Genomic DNA, 17,389 nt, shown 5'->3' with positions numbered 1-17,389 from the left:
CTGCCCTTTATTCACTCTAAATTTTTATATGTCTAGAAAATTAAAATATATTACGTTTAGCCATTTAATAGATACTAAAGATCTAAAATAGCCAATAAGTGTTTATTGACTTCGTTCGCATCAAACTTCTCTTGTGCCATCTTATAACTCTCATAGCCCATCGTTACAATCTGTTCAGGATTTTCTATAAAATAAATCATTTTTTCAGCTAGCGCTTTAGGATTCCATTTCTCTACTAAAAACCCATTAACCGCATCTATCACGGTATCACGACAACCAGGAACGTCAGTAGTGATAACAGCACGCCCTATCGCCATTGCTTCTTGGGTACTGAGTGGTAAGCCTTCACGATAAGATGGCAACACGAATACATCAGAATCAACTAACCAATCGTGCACGTTATCAACTTTACCAGGATAGTTGACAATACGCGATGCAACTAACTTGTCTAATTCTAATTGCTTTAATGCGCCTAAATTAGAAGCATCAATAGCGCCTAAAACGGTAAACTGTGTTTGGGGATACTTTTCCTTCACTATCTGTGCTGCAGCAATAAAGTCATGTATGCCTTTTTCTTTTAGTAAACGACCAACAAATATGAACTTTATAGGTCGTTCAATATTTATTACAGGCTGATAAGCGTAATCTGCTAGATCTAAACCTATACCGCCCAGAATCTCAGCTTGTTTGACTTTAATATTATATTTATCTAATAAGTCTTTTGAATCATCTGAATTTAAGAAAATAAGTTTGTTCAATTGAGGCAAAGCTAATTTATACAGCAATATTTGAATGCTTTTAATAAGATATGTTTTTTTACTGAATCCTTCAGGTTGATCAGTAAAGGCATAACCTAATCCTTCTAACATACCTATAACCTTGGGTACTTTAGCTATTCTCGCTGCTATAGTGCCAAAAATTACTGGTTTTGAAAAATAGGAAAACACTAAGTCTGGCGCTATCTGCTTTATTTTCTTAGAAAGCTCATAAGTAACTTTAATATCTACTAAAGGGTTAAGTCCGCCGCGCTTTAACTGGTAAATTACTGGAATGGCACCTAAAAACTCTATCTTATCTAGTTCAGCCTGAGTATATTCAGAAACAAAAGCATAAACACTGTACTCTTGTGCTAATAAAGCTTTAATTAAGTTAGCTCGAAAGCCTAAAACGCTACTGGCTGCCGTACCTATAAGAACTATCTTTTTATTCTGCTTCATATAATGCTGACCATTTTTGTACAGAGGTTTTTAAAGAAAAAAGCTCTTCAACTCGCGCTCTAGCCTTTTTATTATTATCTACTCTATCTTCATCACTTAAATTTACGGCGTTTTGTAATGCATCAGCTAATGCTTGACTGTCTTGAATAGGGACTAGTTGGCCTGTATTGCCCATCACTTCGGCTACACCGCCAGAATCAGTTGAAACTACATAGCATTCGCAAGCCATAGCCTCAGCAACTACCAGCCCAAAACCCTCAAACTTAGAGGCTAGTACAAAAATATCAGCTTGATTTAATAGCTGTGGAATATCTGAGCGTCTGCCCAATAATGTGATATCTCTATCTAAACCTAACTCTTTAATTAAAGATTCTATTTGAGGTCTAAGCTCACCATCACCTACAATACTAAGCTTAATACCCCTATTATTATTCTTTCTAAGTAATGCAAAAGCACTAATTAAATTAGGATAGTCTTTAGCATCGCTAAAACGACCTACCGCTAGAATATTTATAAAATTTTGATTAAGCGCTATGAAGTCAGATTTTTTTTCAAATCGGCTTAAATCAATCCCATTATAAACATTAATTAAATTTTTTCTAGAAAAAGCGCCTCTGTCGATGAGAGCATTAACTGCTGTTTCACTCACATTAGTATTAAGATTTGACAATCTATTAGTGAGACGATAAGCCAGCATACGAGCTCTACCACCTTCATTAGAACTGTGAGCAGTACAAATAAGTTTTGAAACTGGACAGAATGCACGATTCAGGCGAGCAAACATATTTGCGTGCACCATATGAGCATGCACTACATCAGGGCGAAAGCTCTTAACTAGCTTTTGATATTTTTTTGATGCTAATAAAAAATCTTTTGCTGAATTTAAATGTAAGGCTATTATCTCTACGTCCGACGAAGCAGGCTTAACTTGAATCTCGCCTGTTAGGTAAGCAATTTTTACATTGTGACCTAATAAATTCATTTGGTCAGAAAGGTCAACTACAACTCTTTCTGCACCACCTAATCCTAAGCCTGTAATCAAGTATAAAATTTTCATAAACTAAACAGACTTTGCAAATATTTCATAAAGTATTCTGGTATCAATAACTCAGAAACCGCTAAAAGTTCATAATAGGAACCACTTAGGAATAAGGCTAAAAAAACAACAGACAAAAAACTAATAAATATATAATCAATAGTTCTATTTTTACTAACTAATAAGAAAACAAGAAAAGGGGCTACTGTATTAAAAAGCCTGCCTGAAACAGGAGATAAAAAGTAAGAGGTAAGAAATATCGTCAACCCGATCATAACAAACTCATAAAGCCTCTTATTATCTTTATTTCCATATGCATATACATATACGAACACAAAAGCAAACAATAGGAAAGCGCCACCACCAACATCGCCTTCAACTCCCATATATTCAGAACCCTGTCTGAGACCAAGATACTTAGCAACAACTATACCTATAAGGGATAAAATCATCATAAAAACAGAATTTATAATTAATTTTTTTCTTATACTGAACCTACTTAAAACAAAAAAATTTAAAAAATAGAACAAAAAAAATAAGAAAAATATAGAATGAAAAAAAGCACAGACTAATAGAATAACCAAAATTTTCTTATCATCTTTTACTAAGAAAAAGAATGGTATAAATAAAGCCGTAGCCAAACCTTGACGTAAAGCAACTAACTCCGCTTGAAGAATATAAGGTATAAGAATAGATAAAACCAGTCCAAAAATAAAACCAATTGTACTCTTTGCATTATATCCTATAAAAAAAATAAATACAGTAGTGATGAAATATACAAAAAAATTAGGAATGAAATCATTTTCAAATATTTTTCCTAGCCAGATATTTGAATATAGAAAAAAAGGTTCATTCACTATTAATATAAATTTATTTTCATATAGATCAATTATTGATTCTGGATAATTTGCATAAATTAGATAGTTATCTCTATCACGAAACCATTCATTTGGCATATTGGAAAGAGAAATTACATACATTGAACCTACAAGAGCTACAAACGTCCAGTAAAAAAATTTTTTATACGTGAATTTTATATTAATCATAGGATATCTAACCATAGACCAATTTGATTCTTCACAGTAAAGTTTTTATTTGTGGAAACTGTATTATTTACTTTTTTCAAATACTGTAATTTACTATTATTCATTAATGCAATTAAAGCCGTTGATAATTGCTGTATATTTTCTTTCTCTACTAACATTCCATTTTTTGAATTTACTAATTCGCTTGGTCCTGTATCGCAATCAAATGCAACTATAGGCAAACCAAAAGCTTGCGCTTCTAATAATACCATCGGAAGACCTTCAAAGCGTGAACTTAGGCAATAAAATGAGCTTGTTGTGTAATGTGTCTCAACGTTTTTAGTTGCGGGCACAAAATTAACTCTATCTTCAATACTAAAATTTTTAGCTTGTTGCTTTAGGTTTTCCTCATCTTCACCACTTCCTACTATACGCAATGTCCAATCAAGATTAGTTTTACAAACTACAGCCCAAGCGTCTATTAATAAATCAAAACCTTTCTGGTACGTTAGACGACCCATAGCAAGGACGGTCTTATATTCTAAACTAGGTATATGATTGGTATTTTCATAAGGAGTAGGGTTTGCAATCGGGACAAGTTTGGCTTGAATATTTTTTAGCCCCTGTTCCCATAGTTCTTTGTCCCTTTGAGTAAGCGTAATGATATAATCACAATATCTAGCAGCTAATTTTCGTCCTAAATCTCTTGACCTTACACCAAGATTAATATTGAAATTAAAATGTTCCCAGCAAATATGGTTTATTTTTAACCTATAAAGTGCAGGTACACTAAAAATGCAAGATATACTATCTACCACAATCAATGTATCAACCTTATTATTTTTAATAAAACTTCTCAGCTTCCAAATTACACCAAAAAAATTAGTTTTAAAGGAAATACTATCGGAATATAAAGAATAGATTTTGATACTATCATCTAACTCAAAAAAGGGCTCTTTATCGCCTTTGAAGCTAATAATAAAAATATTATAATTCATTTTTGCTAATTCATTGGCGATAAGAGTTGTTACTCTCTCGGTACCTCCAGAATTATTAAGATTACCAATTAAAAAACATATTTTTTTCATGATTATATTCTACAAAATTTTATATATGGAAATTCTAAAAATTAATCTAAATGCAGGCGATGAACAAACTTAATATATTAAACATTCAAATCAATATAATCTATTTTAAGTTCTTTTTCTATAAAGTCATAAAACTCTTTGTAACTATCATACAAATAAGAATTGTAAATATATTTTGCGCTTACACGATTTAAATGAGATATATTTAAAATAGCAGTACTGATAAAACTATAAACCTCAACACTTACTTTTGGATTACACTTTAAATACTCTATAATGTAATCTTCAAAAACCAACATACTGTCAATGATATCAAAATCGCCTAAAGGGATTTCTTTTTCTCTAGGATGCGGATAATAAAAGTCTATTTTAATTTTATTCAAAACATCTTCTACATAACTATTATCGATTTTATTAGAAAGCTCTAATAGTGGCTGTCCTAAATATATCTTCACTGATGTATTTGTATGTACAGCTTCTTCCTCTTCTTCATAAAGTTTAATTAACTTAGTATTGCCTATAATATTAGGAATATCTTCATATATTGTATAGTGCATTATCGATAATTTCTTTATGTCCTTCATATAATACCTTATTCCTAGAAGATACCATATAGCCTTCTTCCATATGTTCGGTTCTATATCAGAATAATAAATATCATTACTAATAATATTAGCTAAGCCATCGTCGAAAGTATAAATTTGAGCTAAAGAATTTTTGGAAATAATATATTGAAAATGCCTAGAATCTATACTTGCTAAGTATATTTCCTGATAATCTTTATTTAAATTACTTTCTTTTATTTTTTTAGTATAACCAAAAAAACCCTTTAGACCAGTTTCGGAAATATAATATATACTATCTAAACATTTCTTATTTAATCTATTATAGTAATGTGTATACTTATCATTATGACTTAGAGCTATAACAATCAAGTCGAAATCTTTATCTATGTTCAGTTCTATAACTTTCTCAGCTATTATCATTTGTAATGGTGTCACACACATAATCAAGCTTCTTGGGGTTTTTCTGTTACTATCCATAATTTACAACTATCAGTAAGTTAAAATATATTATTATGTAATAATTATGTATAACATAATTATTACATAATAATATATTTTCACCTCATTAACAGAAATTTTTAAAAAATATTTGTTGATTAAAGGTTATTCAATAATGACATAAGGGAACTGCAAATAGCTAAAATTACTTTTGACAACATGTAAATTGCCGATAACGCAAATATCTTAACTAATTTTACAACTCGATATACAGTCAGTTAAAAACAGAAAAGGTATATTAAAAACAATATTCCGCTAGGAAGAATTGCACTCGCTTGCTGTGTACTTTAGAAGCTTAGAAAAATTTACCCAAGCAGTAATGATCGAATCGAAGATCGCTTATTTTTAATATCAACTTAAAAATAAACTTCTATTTTTCGACACTATTATATTAAAAAACCTGCTCATAATAAATAAATTAGGTACTTTCAATCTAAAGTTATTTGAAGACAAACGGTGTAAGTGCCAAGTTCAGATCTCAATAAACTTTAACTCTATAAATAATAAGCTATATATTTTAATTACTTTAACTTCCAACCAGAATAAGCTTGCTTTTCAAAGATATCTTCATTATACAAACCATCAATAATTGACCAAAATTCTTGTTCTTTATAACCTAGAAAATCGCAGAACTCTTTTACTGTTCTAGGATCAAGCGCATGATCATGTTTTTTTACTAAATCAACTGCTTCATCTCTACTTAACATTCCATAGCGAATCATTCTTGAAGCATAATCTGTGGCTGCTGCGTGACCAAACTTAGGATATTTTAACCATGGATGTACTAAGTAAGCTGGTGACTCAATTTGGTCAAACTGCTCAATATGGTGGGTTCTGTTCCATTCATGGGTCAAATCGTGAAACCCTCTACTTTTTGCTAAATTATAGTTGCTAAAACTATTCCAACTTAAAAAGTAACCTAGGTAAATAGGATCAAGTTTATCTAAAATTTTATCATTAGGCGGATTAAAGAAGTTTAAATCCTTTGAGGTCACACCATCTATTAACAATTCTTCTTTGGTTATACCAGAGGCCACACCGTTTTTAATTTGATTTTTTGCAGAATAAGTATCTTCAGCAAAGTCGCCACCATATTCATAGCTAATATTTTCGCCATATACTAGCAACGGTGTGTTGAACTTTTCAGCCATATGTAATGGATATGTATAAATATAGCGGTCTAAAAAATAAGTTGGTTTTCCATATTTTTCAAAAGTATATTTCATTATCTTTTTCTGAGCTTTTATATTTGGTTTAATACTTATGATATCGCAACCGAAAGCTTCCGATATATTCTTTAAGTTATGAATACCAGCATCAGTCATAGGGAAGTTGTCTTCTACGGATACTAGCAAGGGATTCATACCCATTATTTCTTTCATGATATACACTTGAAAATGGCTGTCTTTGCCACCGCTAACAGCAACCATACAGTCATAACCATCTGCGCCATTCATCCCACGATATTTATCACATAACAGTTTTAGCTCGTCGAAACGCTTGTCAAAATCAATTCCTTTACGTTTTTCAAAACTTTGACAGCCTGAGCATACTCCGTCAGCATCAAATTGAATTCCCGGTCTTGTGTCTGGCATTACGCATTTAGTGCAAAAATTCATTTTAAACTCCATTTGTCTTAAAAAATTCGGCTAATTTAAAATCTTCCTTTGTATCAATATCTATAGATGCAGAAGAATCCATTATATAAGAATAAGTTCCCTTACTATAAAGACTTTTTAAGCTGTTTACATAGCTACGTCCAAAAAGATATATAGCACCATTTAATCTATAGTAAGGTTCTAGATCTTGCGTTCTTTTAATATTTTTCGAATCTATAAATCCATTCATCGATCCATCTAAGTCTAATTTGTTACAAAATTGGATAGGATGTTCAAGCTCACAGACAGATATAACTGCTTTTGCATGCATGTCTTTCATTACTTTAAAAGCTTCTTGAATATGCTGAGCATTTCTTAACGGTGAGGTAGGCTGGAGAATTGCTACTGTAATAACTTCTCTATTATATTCTTCTTCAAACCATTCAACTAAATGAGTGACCACATCATTAGTTGTAGCTATATCTGTAGAAATCTCATCAGGTCTTAAAAATGGAACTTCAGCACCAAAGTCTTTAGATATTATGGCAATATCTTCACTATCTGTGCTGACAAACACGTAATCAAATACACCACTATCTAATGCCGCTTCTATAGTCCATGCGATCATTGGTTTACCAGCTAAGTCTTTTATATTCTTACCTGGCAAACGCTTGCTACCACCTCTAGCAGGAATAATAGCTATATTCATTATAAGAAGCCTTTAATATCTTGTTGGGCTTTTTGGTAGTCATCCATTTGACCTATATCTAACCAATAATCATAGCTTGTGTAAATACCTACTCTCTTACTTTGTTCCATTCTTTGTGCTAACAATGTAGGCAGATCTATCTTTTCATTTGGCTGTACAGCAGCTACACAGTCAGGACTTAAAACGTATATACCAGTATTAATATGATAGCGGTAAGTAGGTTTCTCGATCATATCAGTAATCAGATCGTCCTGACTTTCTACCACTCCAAAAGATACCTTATGCTCAAGTTCACGTACGCACATGGTTGCATCAAAATCATTTGATTCATGATGCTCAAGCAAATGTTTAAAGTCTACTTTGGTCAATACATCACCATTCATCATAATTAAAGGCAAATTAGACAAATTTTTTGGTAGTAACCCTAGAGCACCACCTGTACCTAGTGGCGAATCTTCATGAACATAACTGACTGTTATACCCCATTGGCTACCATCGCCAAAGTGCTCACGAATCTGCTCCGGCATATAATGCGTAGATATATAAAAATCATGAAATCCAAAACTAATAAATTGGTTAACTAAATGCTCAAGCATTGGTTTATCACCTACACGCAACATAGGTTTTGGGCAGTGATCCGTTAAGGGCCGTAAACGTGTACCAAAACCTCCAGCCATAATAAACACTGGGTTATCACGTTTTTTTGGCTGTAGTACTTGATGTAAGGTCTCTAAACCAACCAAGCAGTTTTCGTCATCGACTATAGGTAAAGATAATAAATCATACTTATCCATAATATCTATACGTTGCTGACGTGTATCCGTTGGTTTTACAACAGTAGGTATTTTATTCATTACTTTAGTGACAGGGTCGCACATGTCAGTAGCTGCTAATAAACCGCGACGAATATCACCATCAGTTATAGTACCGAGCAATCTATATTGATCATCACAGACCAATCCGATACGTAGGGCAGCTTCATCAATAGTGCGCATTGCGTCACGAATAGTTGCTTCAGGTTTTAGAACTACATTTTTCCAATCATTCATAAGTTCTTTCCTAACGAAGAATACGGCTGCGTGCAGGAACAATGACTTGCTTTTTAGGTACATCTCTAACTATAGTACAGCCAGCGCCTATAATAGCTTGCTCATCAATTTTTATGCCTTGTATTACATTAGCTCCAGTACCTACATGTACTTGATTCTCTGTAATCACACCACCACTCAATGTAGCATTAGGAGCAATATGGTTATGAGCACCTATGCAACAATCATGCTCGATAATCGCCCCACTATTGACTATACAATTCATACTAACACTTGCATTTGTTTGTACAATTGCGCCGGCCATAATTTGCACACCGTCAGCTAATCGTGCGCATTTCGAAACAATAGCGTCAGGTGAGATAACAGATATAAAATGATAGCCTTTCTCAGAAAAGTAGTTAAACAGTCGGAAATGCATATCATTACCTGGGATTGCACCCATGCCATTAACTAGTTCGACTTGTTCTGGTGAATAAGTAGCTAATAAAGCTTCATCCGTCATCAATCTATTCATACCTGCAAGTGGACTACTATCCATAATTATCTCTGGAGAAACAACAGCGATAATTTTACGTCCTTCAGTCAGTAGTATTTCAGTTAAAACTGAAGCATGGCCACCTGCGCCTATTATAACTAATGGCTTAGACATGAATAACGTCTCCTTCAACATAATCTTGCTGAGCTATTTTACCTAACAAAGACCAATAAAGATAAGGAGAGGCGCCAGTTCCAGGTCTCTTGATAGTTAGATTACTTTCAGTAAACTGCTCACCTGCTTTAACTACTTCTGCTGCTACTAAACTTTTACGTGCTATTGGTTTATTTTTTATTTCTGAAGGTTGTGGGCCTTTGATACCATTACCTAAAGCTTGTTCAACATCACGAATGGCATGCACCATAGCAGTTAGCTCACCAGGTTCTAATGAAGCTTTATGATCAGGACCTGGCATCGTTTTATCTAAGGTAAAGTGTTTTTCAATCAATTGGGCACCTAGAGCTGTTGCGGCTATAGGAATAGTAATACCAGCGCTGTGGTCTGAATAACCAACTGTCAATTTAAAAGTAGACCTCAAGGTATTCATAGCGCTCAGATTAATCTCATTCACTGGCGCTGGATATTCAGTTGTACAATGCAAGATGGTCACTTTATCTTTTAATGCAGCTTGGCCTATTTCACTCACATAAGCCTCTGCAAAAGCTTGCTCATTAGGCTGTGAATCGCTTGCATTGATCAGGCCAAACGCAATGACACTTAGAGCAGCTTCAACCTCTGCTAAACTTGCCATACCAGTTGATACAATTAGATCGCATCCTGTTTGTGCATGTTCCAATACAAACGGTGCGTTAGTCAATTCACCTGATGGAATCTTTAAAGTTTTCAATTTCAAATCATTTACTAGAAAATGTAGACTCTCTTTATCAAAAGCTGTAGAAAGGAACTCAATACCTAACTTATTACAGTAATGAACTAAAGCTTTATGGGTATCATAGTCCAGTTCAAGGCGACTAAGCATTTCGAATTGTGATTCAGAAATACCTGTATTACGTGTTTGATATTCTGACTGTTGAGCACTTTTAGTTACTAAGTTTTTGGCTTTAAATGTTTGAAACTTAACAATGTCAACACCCGCACTATGTGCAGCGTCAACCAATTTAAAAGCCAGATCTTTATTACCATTATGGTTAACACCCGCTTCAGCAATAATTTTGACCATAACTAACCGTCTCCTTTCAAATCATAAAATGTCTTTATTGTAGTCAATTTAGCCACTTTCAAATGCTCTAAAATTTCGCCACTCGCATTACCTTTTCCATAAGGATTCACTACCCGACTCAGGTCAGCATTTAATGCTGCTTTAAGTGTAGTAACAATAGAATCTGTATCTGCTGCACAAGAAAAAACACTTTCGGCAGCCATTCGTCCACGCTGTCTTTCACCAATATTAACTGTTGGCACTTTAAAAGAAGCAACTTCAATAATGCCACTAGAAGAATTGCCTACAACAGCCGCAGCGTACTTTACAGCACTCAAGTAACGTAGCTGACCTAGTGAAGGTACTGCCAACACACGTTTTGGCTGTTTTTGGGCATAAGCTTCTAGCACAGAAATAATCTCTCTACCACCATCATCAGCATTCGGGTAGGTTAATATAATTTGGTACTCAGGAAATTGTTCAAGTGCATTTAGTAGGTTTAAAAAAGACTCTTTAGTTGGCTCAGAAGCCAAAGTTACTGGGTGATAAGTAACTAAAACATAAGGCTGATTAAGCTTGAAATTCAAAGAACTTGCTAATGCTTTAATCGACATTAAATCACTGCGCTGTAAATGATCCAATCCTACCGCCCCAACATTATGCACCCGACTAGGCGATTCCCCTAATTGGATAACACGATTACGGTGGGTTTCGGTTGAGGTAAAATGCAATAAACTTAGCTTGGTAATAGCATGACGGATGGCATCATCATACGCACCTTCCGTTATCTCTCCACCATGAATATGTGCAATAGGAATGCGTAAAATCATAGCGGCCTGCGCAACTGCTAGCGCTTCAAAACGGTCACCTAAAACAATCAATACATCAGGTTGCATACGCAATAAAGCATCTGCAAAACCAATAATTCCTAACCCTATACTTTTAGCAGTACCTACTGCAGAGTCTGAAGAAAGTAGCATCTCAACTTTTTCAGTAATAACAAAGCCATCTGATTCGATTTGTTGGTAAGTCATACCGAATTCAGGGGATAAATGCATAGCTGATACAAGTAATTGCAACTCTAAAGTTGGATCTGCTTGTATATCTTTTAACAGCCAATACAAAAGTCCGTACTCTGCTCTTGTTCCGGTAAATACTGCAATTCTCATATTATTTTCCTACAGGAGAGCTAGGTAAATTAACTAATCTGGCTTCTGCCCACTCAGAATTGGTAAGATCACCGCGTAAAGCATTAGCAAACATAGGTAAACGGTGCATCAGTTGCCAAACGGGACGAGTCATGACACCTTGTGCATTTGTAGTTTCTAATAGAGTATTACGTGTATCTAAATCGGGACAGACTACCGCATTTAACCAGTAGTTGGAACGCGCATAATCAGGCTCTTTTACAAAACGAAAGTTACTTCCCTCGAAAAACTCAGCGTAACGCTTAGCAATAACTCGCTTATTAGCAAGCTTCGCCTGAAGCTGCTCCATTTGTGCACAGCCTAAAGCGGCATTAAGGTTGGGCATTCGGTAATTAAACCCTGCTTCATCGTGGTAGAACTCATAGGCGTGTGGTACTTTAGCGGTAGTGGTGATATGTTTGGCTCTCATACCGTCGGCTTGCTCACGGCACAACAGCATACCGCCGCCGCCAGTAGTAATTACTTTATTACCATTAAAGCTTAATGCGCCAAAGCGTCCTAAAGTACCCGTATGTTGATTCTTATAATAGGAACCTAAGCTTTCAGCAGCATCTTCAATTAAAGTTAGATTCCACTCTTGGCAAATTGTTAATAGCTCATCAATCTGGACTGGATGACCAAAGGTATGCATTGGCATGACCGCTTTTATTGCAGCTCCACTTTCTTTGTGACGACACTGATCATCACCGTCTAGCATAGCATTATCCGATAACCATGCAGAAGTAGCATTAGGGCACAAACCAAAAGAATTGAGCTCGATGTCAATAAAAACTGGCTTAGCTCCCATGTGGTGTAATGCATTGCATGTTGCTACAAAAGTTAAAGCTTGAGTCAATACCAAGTCACCTGCCTTCACGTCTGACAAGTGTAAAGCTGAATGCAAGGCTGCAGTGCCATTTACAGTAGCAATAGCACGCGAAGTATGCGTGAAAGCCTCAATTTTTTGTTCGAACTCGCTAACAAACTTACCTACACTTGATACAAAAGTGCTAGTAATAGTTTCGGCTAAATATGTCTGCTCATTACCTGTAAAAGTTGGAGCATGCAATGGAATAAAGTCGTTGGTGGAATAGATGTTTCTAACTAGTTGAATTAGTTGTGTTTGCATTTTTGTCTCACATTTTGCTATCAAGATACTTACCTGTTTCTTTATGACCGAAATCAGGGATTATTTTAAAGAAAAGTTCAACAATAGCTTCTTTATCCCATGCTAAGTTACTTTTCATTGAGCAAATGCTTCCTTCAAACTCTGCTAGCAAATCAGCATTAAACACGGGCTCATTTTTAATCACTCCTAAATTACTAAAGCGCTGCATGTCCAGTATTTCTGCATCAGTAAAAAACTCTTCAAAGTCTTTTTCGCCCGTTGTATCGCTGCCAGTAAATAAACAAGGCCATTTGCCTTGCTCCGGTAGGGTTTTAGCTAACTCTCTTGCTTCATCTTCAGTGCTGCACAATACCGGTTCAAAACCTTTTTGTGTAAGATATTTGACAGCAATATCAGCAAATGAAATCAGATGTAAACTTTCACTAAGCTTAGGAAAGAAAATATCACGATTTTCACCGAAAACACATGACATTAGACACAGCTCACCAGACTCTTGCGGGGTAACGAAATAACGTTTTATGTCATTAGGCGCAACTATAGGCTGACGTTTTTCCAAGCGCTGATTAAAACCATGTAATAACGACCCATCAGAGAAAGCAACATTGGCAAAACGTGCAGTAGAAATATCAATTTCAAGACTACGTCGCATCAAGAACATTTCCATAATACGTTTTGACGCTCCCATCATATTCACTGGGTTAGCTGCTTTATCCGTAGATACACAAAAATACTTTTTGACACCTTGATCAATAGACTGTTGTAGTGTTTTATCTGTATTGAATATATTAACTTCAATCATGCGCATTAACGTATAAGGGTCTTTTTCACTACGTACATGCTTTAATGCAGACAAATTAAGCACATAATCGAACTTCCCATCGGCCTTAAAGAAAGCATCATATTCAATAGAGCCAATATCTAATGCAAAGGTCTGAAAGTCACCATTGATATAGCCAAAAGAGCTACGAATATCACGTACCAATTCAACCAAGTTATTTTCACTGATATCCACAACATGAAGCTTCTGTGGATTACGTTTAAATATTTCCTTAACGACTGCTTGACCGATAGATCCAGCACCACCTAAAACTAAAAACCGTGAACTAGAAACAATCTCTAAAATCTTTTCTGAATGATTACTAATATCAGCAGTGAATAACTTTTTTTCTCTACCAATTAATTTTAAAATAGAAGCCATAATAAACCTATCTACTTAATGAAATTAAACCAAGGCATTGGATGACGCTTATGCGCTATCCACCATGTTAATAAGAAACGAATGCACATTGATATAGCAAATGCAATCGCTGCACCTTCCAAACCAATAATACGTACTAAAACAATCAATAAAATTAAATTTAATATACCTGAGCTAATAGATGCTAATGAAAGCAAGCCGGTTCTTTTAGAGTAAAATATATAGTTAGTAACCATAAGATACATGCCCTGAAAGCCTTGTCCTAATGCCAACCACCCTATTACCTTACCCGCTTGAGCATATTGTTCGCCTGCTATTAACACCACCAATGGCGGTCCAATGAAAAAAGAAAGCATAACACCTAAGATAATTAGAAAAAACCAAGCATAGGTTAATTTAACTATTTTTTGCTTTTCTTCTAACTGGTCAGCTTTTAGCTTTTCAAATAACCAAGGTATATATGCTTTATTGATAGCATCGAAAACAATACCTATTGCTGCTGTTAACTGGACAGCAACCATATATATTCCAGCTTCGGCAATTCCTATTTCTTTATTAATAACAAAGCGATCTACTGACAGTAGCAAAAAACTACCAGCTATGTGAGGGATAAGAGGAACACCGAATTTGAGTGCCTCAAATAAATACTCTTTTCGCCATACAAAAACTTTAAGGATATTATCTTTGTTTAAGAGGTATAACGCTAACACTACAAACACCAAACTTACTATTATCTGAGAATCTATTCGCCCTTCTGCTCCTTTTAAAAGAGCAACGACAAAGAGCAACGATAAAAGCATATTAAATAGACTTTGTGAGATTTGCAATACACCATATTTAATGGCTTGTTTCCTTATTTGCCACTGATCTAAGCGTATTGTGATAATTACATTAAAAGATGCAACGAGTACAGCCCAAGTAATATATTCAGTCTTAATCCCTATCCATCCAGAAAGCTGTATTCGGAAAAGAAAACATACTGTTAATACTACCAGTGAGAAAATCAGAATAAGTTGAATGCAAGAGCCTATAAATTCAGCAAGCTCACCTTGTTTAAGGTCAGTATCATAAAATTTACGTCCTGCAGCACCAACAAAAGTAATTCCTACGAACGCACCTACTGCACCTAACAAAGTCTGGAACATAGCTACTTCACCATATTCAGAAGGACTTAGATAACGCGTTAGTATCGGTAATAAGATGAAAGGAATTACAACATTAAGAATATTAGAAAATAAATAGACTCCAGCACCCCCAACGAAACTATTAGCTTTAAGTTTTATCATATGAATAAATTGTATTTAACCTAAAAAAATAGCGGAAAGAATCATAGTTATTTTGATATTATTGTAGCGTCTATTTAAATAATATGAGCATAATAGTTACTATGCTATGTCGGAGTAGCTCCTTCCTGATAGCCTTCCACAAACTGCTTAAACTGCTGCTTTAGCCAAGGTACATCAAACTCTTTTTGCCTTTCAGTAATCTCGAACAATACGGTTTCAATATCGGCTAATGGAAAGCTATGCTCTATCGCTTGCATGATAAGAGGATGATCGGTTGCTTCGACATTATCTTCACCAATGATTAGCTCCTCATAGAGCTTTTCTCCTGCTCTAAGACCCGTAAAGATGACCTCGATATCACCTTCAGGATGGGCAGCATCTTTAATATCAAAACCGCTTAAATGAATCATTCGATGTGCTAAATCAATAATCTTGACCGGCTCGCCCATATCAAGCACGAATACTTCACCACCTGATGCCATTGCACCTGCTTGGATAACCAAGTTCGCCGCCTCTGGGATCGTCATAAAATAACGCGTAACATCAGGATGGGTAACTGTTATTGGCTTACCTTGTTCTATTTGCTTAGTAAATACGGGTACGACAGAGCCTGACGAGCCAAGGACATTACCGAAGCGCACCATACTAATACAGGTTTTATTGTTTGTCTGACTTAGACCTTGACAGACTAATTCCGCTAAACGCTTAGAAGCGCCCATCACATTGGTCGGTCTTACAGCTTTATCTGTAGAGATAAGCACAAATGTCTCAACATTGGCTTTGATAGCTGCTCGCGCACAGTGATAAGTGCCTTTGGTATTATTGATAACACCCTCAAAAGGATTGTGCTCTACCATAGGCACATGTTTATAAGCAGCTGCATGATAGACAGTCTGTATATCATGGAGATTAAGTATTCTAAGCAGGTTCGGTTCGTTAGTTACATTACCAATAACGGCAATGATTTTAATGTTTTGATAAGCAAGGTTACTAGCTTGTTTTGCTATCAGCTCTTGATGGATACTATAAAGTGCAAACTCAGACAGCTCGTAAAGAACCAGACACTGAGGTTTATTTTTAATAATTTGTCGGCATAACTCACTACCGATAGAGCCCCCAGCACCAGTCACTAATACGCATTTATTTGTGATATTGAGCTGCAACAGCTGCTCATCTGGCTCCACCGTTTGCCGATCTAGCACATCTAAAATATCAATTTTGCGCATACTACTGACAGTGACTTTTTCGTCAGCGATTTCTTCTAAGCTTGGTAGCTCTTTAATTTTAATGGCTATGCCAGATAATTTATCTATAATCTGCCTTTTTTGCGCACGGCTGATAGAGGGAATGGCTAAAAAAACTTGTGCAATCTCAAGCTCATCTACTAAACTCACCAACTTATGAGCAGGATAAATCTTTTTACCAAGTAAATAAGCACCGGTGAGCTGCGGATCATCATCAATATAAGCGACCACGTTATACTTATGAGAGTTTCTCAAACCTTCTAGGAGCTCTTTGCCTGCCTCTCCTGCCCCATAAATAACAACGTTATCATAATCATCATACTTATGTTGCTGCCTTTGACCCTGCCACCTTGCTAGCAGCTCTCTAATCGTTAAGCGGCTATTCCATAGCCATATAAAAAATAGAAACAGATATAAGATAGGTACTGCACGAGGGATACCGGGTAGTAATTTAAAATATAAAACAGTTTGGGCAACGATGATGAGTACAAAGAAAAGTTGTAATACGCTACCCATCATCGCATCAAAGAACCCTCGTGCCACGCCATTATAAAATCCAATAGCATATAGGCATAATACTGGAATCAGTGCACTGACACTTAATAACCATAAACTTACATGATGGTCTACATACCCATAGCGTGCTGCAACGGCAAAGAATAGACAAACTACTGACATGATAAAATCAGCCAATATTAAAATACTACGCTTAACGCTTCGAGGCAGGCTCAACAATATCCTAGCAGTACGCTCAGCAAAATCATTAGGCTCTATAGAAGATATTTTATCTTTCTTAGAAATTATTGATGGATCAATTGGCATAACAAGCAACTATTTCATTTAAGTACTAATAAGCAAGATAATA

General features: G+C 35.3%; 15 protein-coding genes. All 15 read right to left on the bottom strand.

The window, feature by feature from the left end; all coding sequences use genetic code 11:
- Positions 1-74 precede the first annotated feature (74 nt).
- Entirely contained in the window at positions 75-1,217 is a 1,143-nt protein-coding gene (locus DABAL43B_RS03730) for a glycosyltransferase family 4 protein (protein ID WP_079691126.1), read from the bottom strand.
- Complete coding sequence (locus tag DABAL43B_RS03725) at positions 1,204-2,274, bottom strand: glycosyltransferase (RefSeq protein ID WP_079691125.1); 1,071 nt, start codon at positions 2,272-2,274, stop codon at positions 1,204-1,206. Before DABAL43B_RS03725 ends, DABAL43B_RS03730 begins: the two co-directional genes overlap by 14 nt.
- Positions 2,271-3,299 carry an EpsG family protein gene (locus tag DABAL43B_RS03720; RefSeq protein ID WP_171996319.1) on the bottom strand — a complete coding sequence of 343 codons (1,029 nt, stop codon included), beginning with the start codon at positions 3,297-3,299 and terminating at the stop codon, positions 2,271-2,273. Before DABAL43B_RS03720 ends, DABAL43B_RS03725 begins: the two co-directional genes overlap by 4 nt.
- A complete protein-coding gene (locus DABAL43B_RS03715; RefSeq protein ID WP_079691123.1) occupies positions 3,296-4,366 on the bottom strand; it encodes a glycosyltransferase family 4 protein in 1,071 nt (356 codons plus the stop codon). Before DABAL43B_RS03715 ends, DABAL43B_RS03720 begins: the two co-directional genes overlap by 4 nt.
- 77 nt (positions 4,367-4,443) lie before the next feature.
- The gene (locus tag DABAL43B_RS03710) at positions 4,444-5,409 is read right to left on the bottom strand and encodes a glycosyltransferase family 52 (RefSeq protein WP_079691122.1); all 966 of its coding nucleotides are present in this window, start codon (positions 5,407-5,409) and stop codon (positions 4,444-4,446) included.
- Between the two features lie 542 nt (positions 5,410-5,951).
- Positions 5,952-7,049, bottom strand: a complete 1,098-nt coding sequence (locus DABAL43B_RS03705; protein WP_079693022.1) for an N-acetyl sugar amidotransferase — start codon at positions 7,047-7,049, stop codon at positions 5,952-5,954.
- Between the two features lies 1 nt (position 7,050).
- Entirely contained in the window at positions 7,051-7,737 is a 687-nt protein-coding gene (gene pseF / locus DABAL43B_RS03700; RefSeq protein ID WP_197684668.1) for a pseudaminic acid cytidylyltransferase, read from the bottom strand.
- Positions 7,737-8,786, bottom strand: coding sequence for a nucleotidyltransferase family protein (locus DABAL43B_RS03695; RefSeq protein WP_079691120.1), 1,050 nt, complete (start codon positions 8,784-8,786; stop codon positions 7,737-7,739). The genes pseF and DABAL43B_RS03695 overlap by 1 nt, the downstream gene beginning before the upstream one ends.
- Positions 8,787-8,796: 10 nt before the next feature.
- On the bottom strand, positions 8,797-9,435 hold the full coding sequence (locus DABAL43B_RS03690) for an acetyltransferase (protein ID WP_079691119.1): 639 nt from the start codon (positions 9,433-9,435) through the stop codon (positions 8,797-8,799).
- Positions 9,428-10,501: an N-acetylneuraminate synthase gene (gene neuB, locus DABAL43B_RS03685; RefSeq protein WP_079691118.1), complete on the bottom strand. Its 1,074-nt coding sequence runs from the start codon at positions 10,499-10,501 to the stop codon at positions 9,428-9,430. The genes DABAL43B_RS03690 and neuB overlap by 8 nt, the downstream gene beginning before the upstream one ends.
- Positions 10,502-10,503: 2 nt before the next feature.
- Complete coding sequence (gene neuC, locus DABAL43B_RS03680; protein ID WP_079691117.1) at positions 10,504-11,649, bottom strand: UDP-N-acetylglucosamine 2-epimerase; 1,146 nt, start codon at positions 11,647-11,649, stop codon at positions 10,504-10,506.
- Between the two features lies 1 nt (position 11,650).
- The gene (locus tag DABAL43B_RS03675) at positions 11,651-12,796 is read right to left on the bottom strand and encodes a LegC family aminotransferase (protein WP_079691116.1); all 1,146 of its coding nucleotides are present in this window, start codon (positions 12,794-12,796) and stop codon (positions 11,651-11,653) included.
- Between the two features lie 7 nt (positions 12,797-12,803).
- Positions 12,804-13,994, bottom strand: a complete 1,191-nt coding sequence (locus DABAL43B_RS03670; protein WP_079691115.1) for a UDP-N-acetylglucosamine 4,6-dehydratase — start codon at positions 13,992-13,994, stop codon at positions 12,804-12,806.
- A gap of 11 nt (positions 13,995-14,005) precedes the next feature.
- Entirely contained in the window at positions 14,006-15,280 is a 1,275-nt protein-coding gene (locus DABAL43B_RS03665; RefSeq protein ID WP_079691114.1) for a lipopolysaccharide biosynthesis protein, read from the bottom strand.
- Positions 15,281-15,384: 104 nt separating this feature from the next.
- On the bottom strand, positions 15,385-17,346 hold the full coding sequence (locus tag DABAL43B_RS03660; RefSeq protein ID WP_079691113.1) for a polysaccharide biosynthesis protein: 1,962 nt from the start codon (positions 17,344-17,346) through the stop codon (positions 15,385-15,387).
- Positions 17,347-17,389: the final 43 nt, after the last annotated feature.

It is taken from the genome of Psychrobacter sp. DAB_AL43B, from assembly GCF_900168255.1.
Taxonomy (GTDB): domain Bacteria; phylum Pseudomonadota; class Gammaproteobacteria; order Pseudomonadales; family Moraxellaceae; genus Psychrobacter.
Note: the sequence above shows the minus strand (reverse complement) of the source record. Positions and strands in the feature narration are given on the sequence as shown.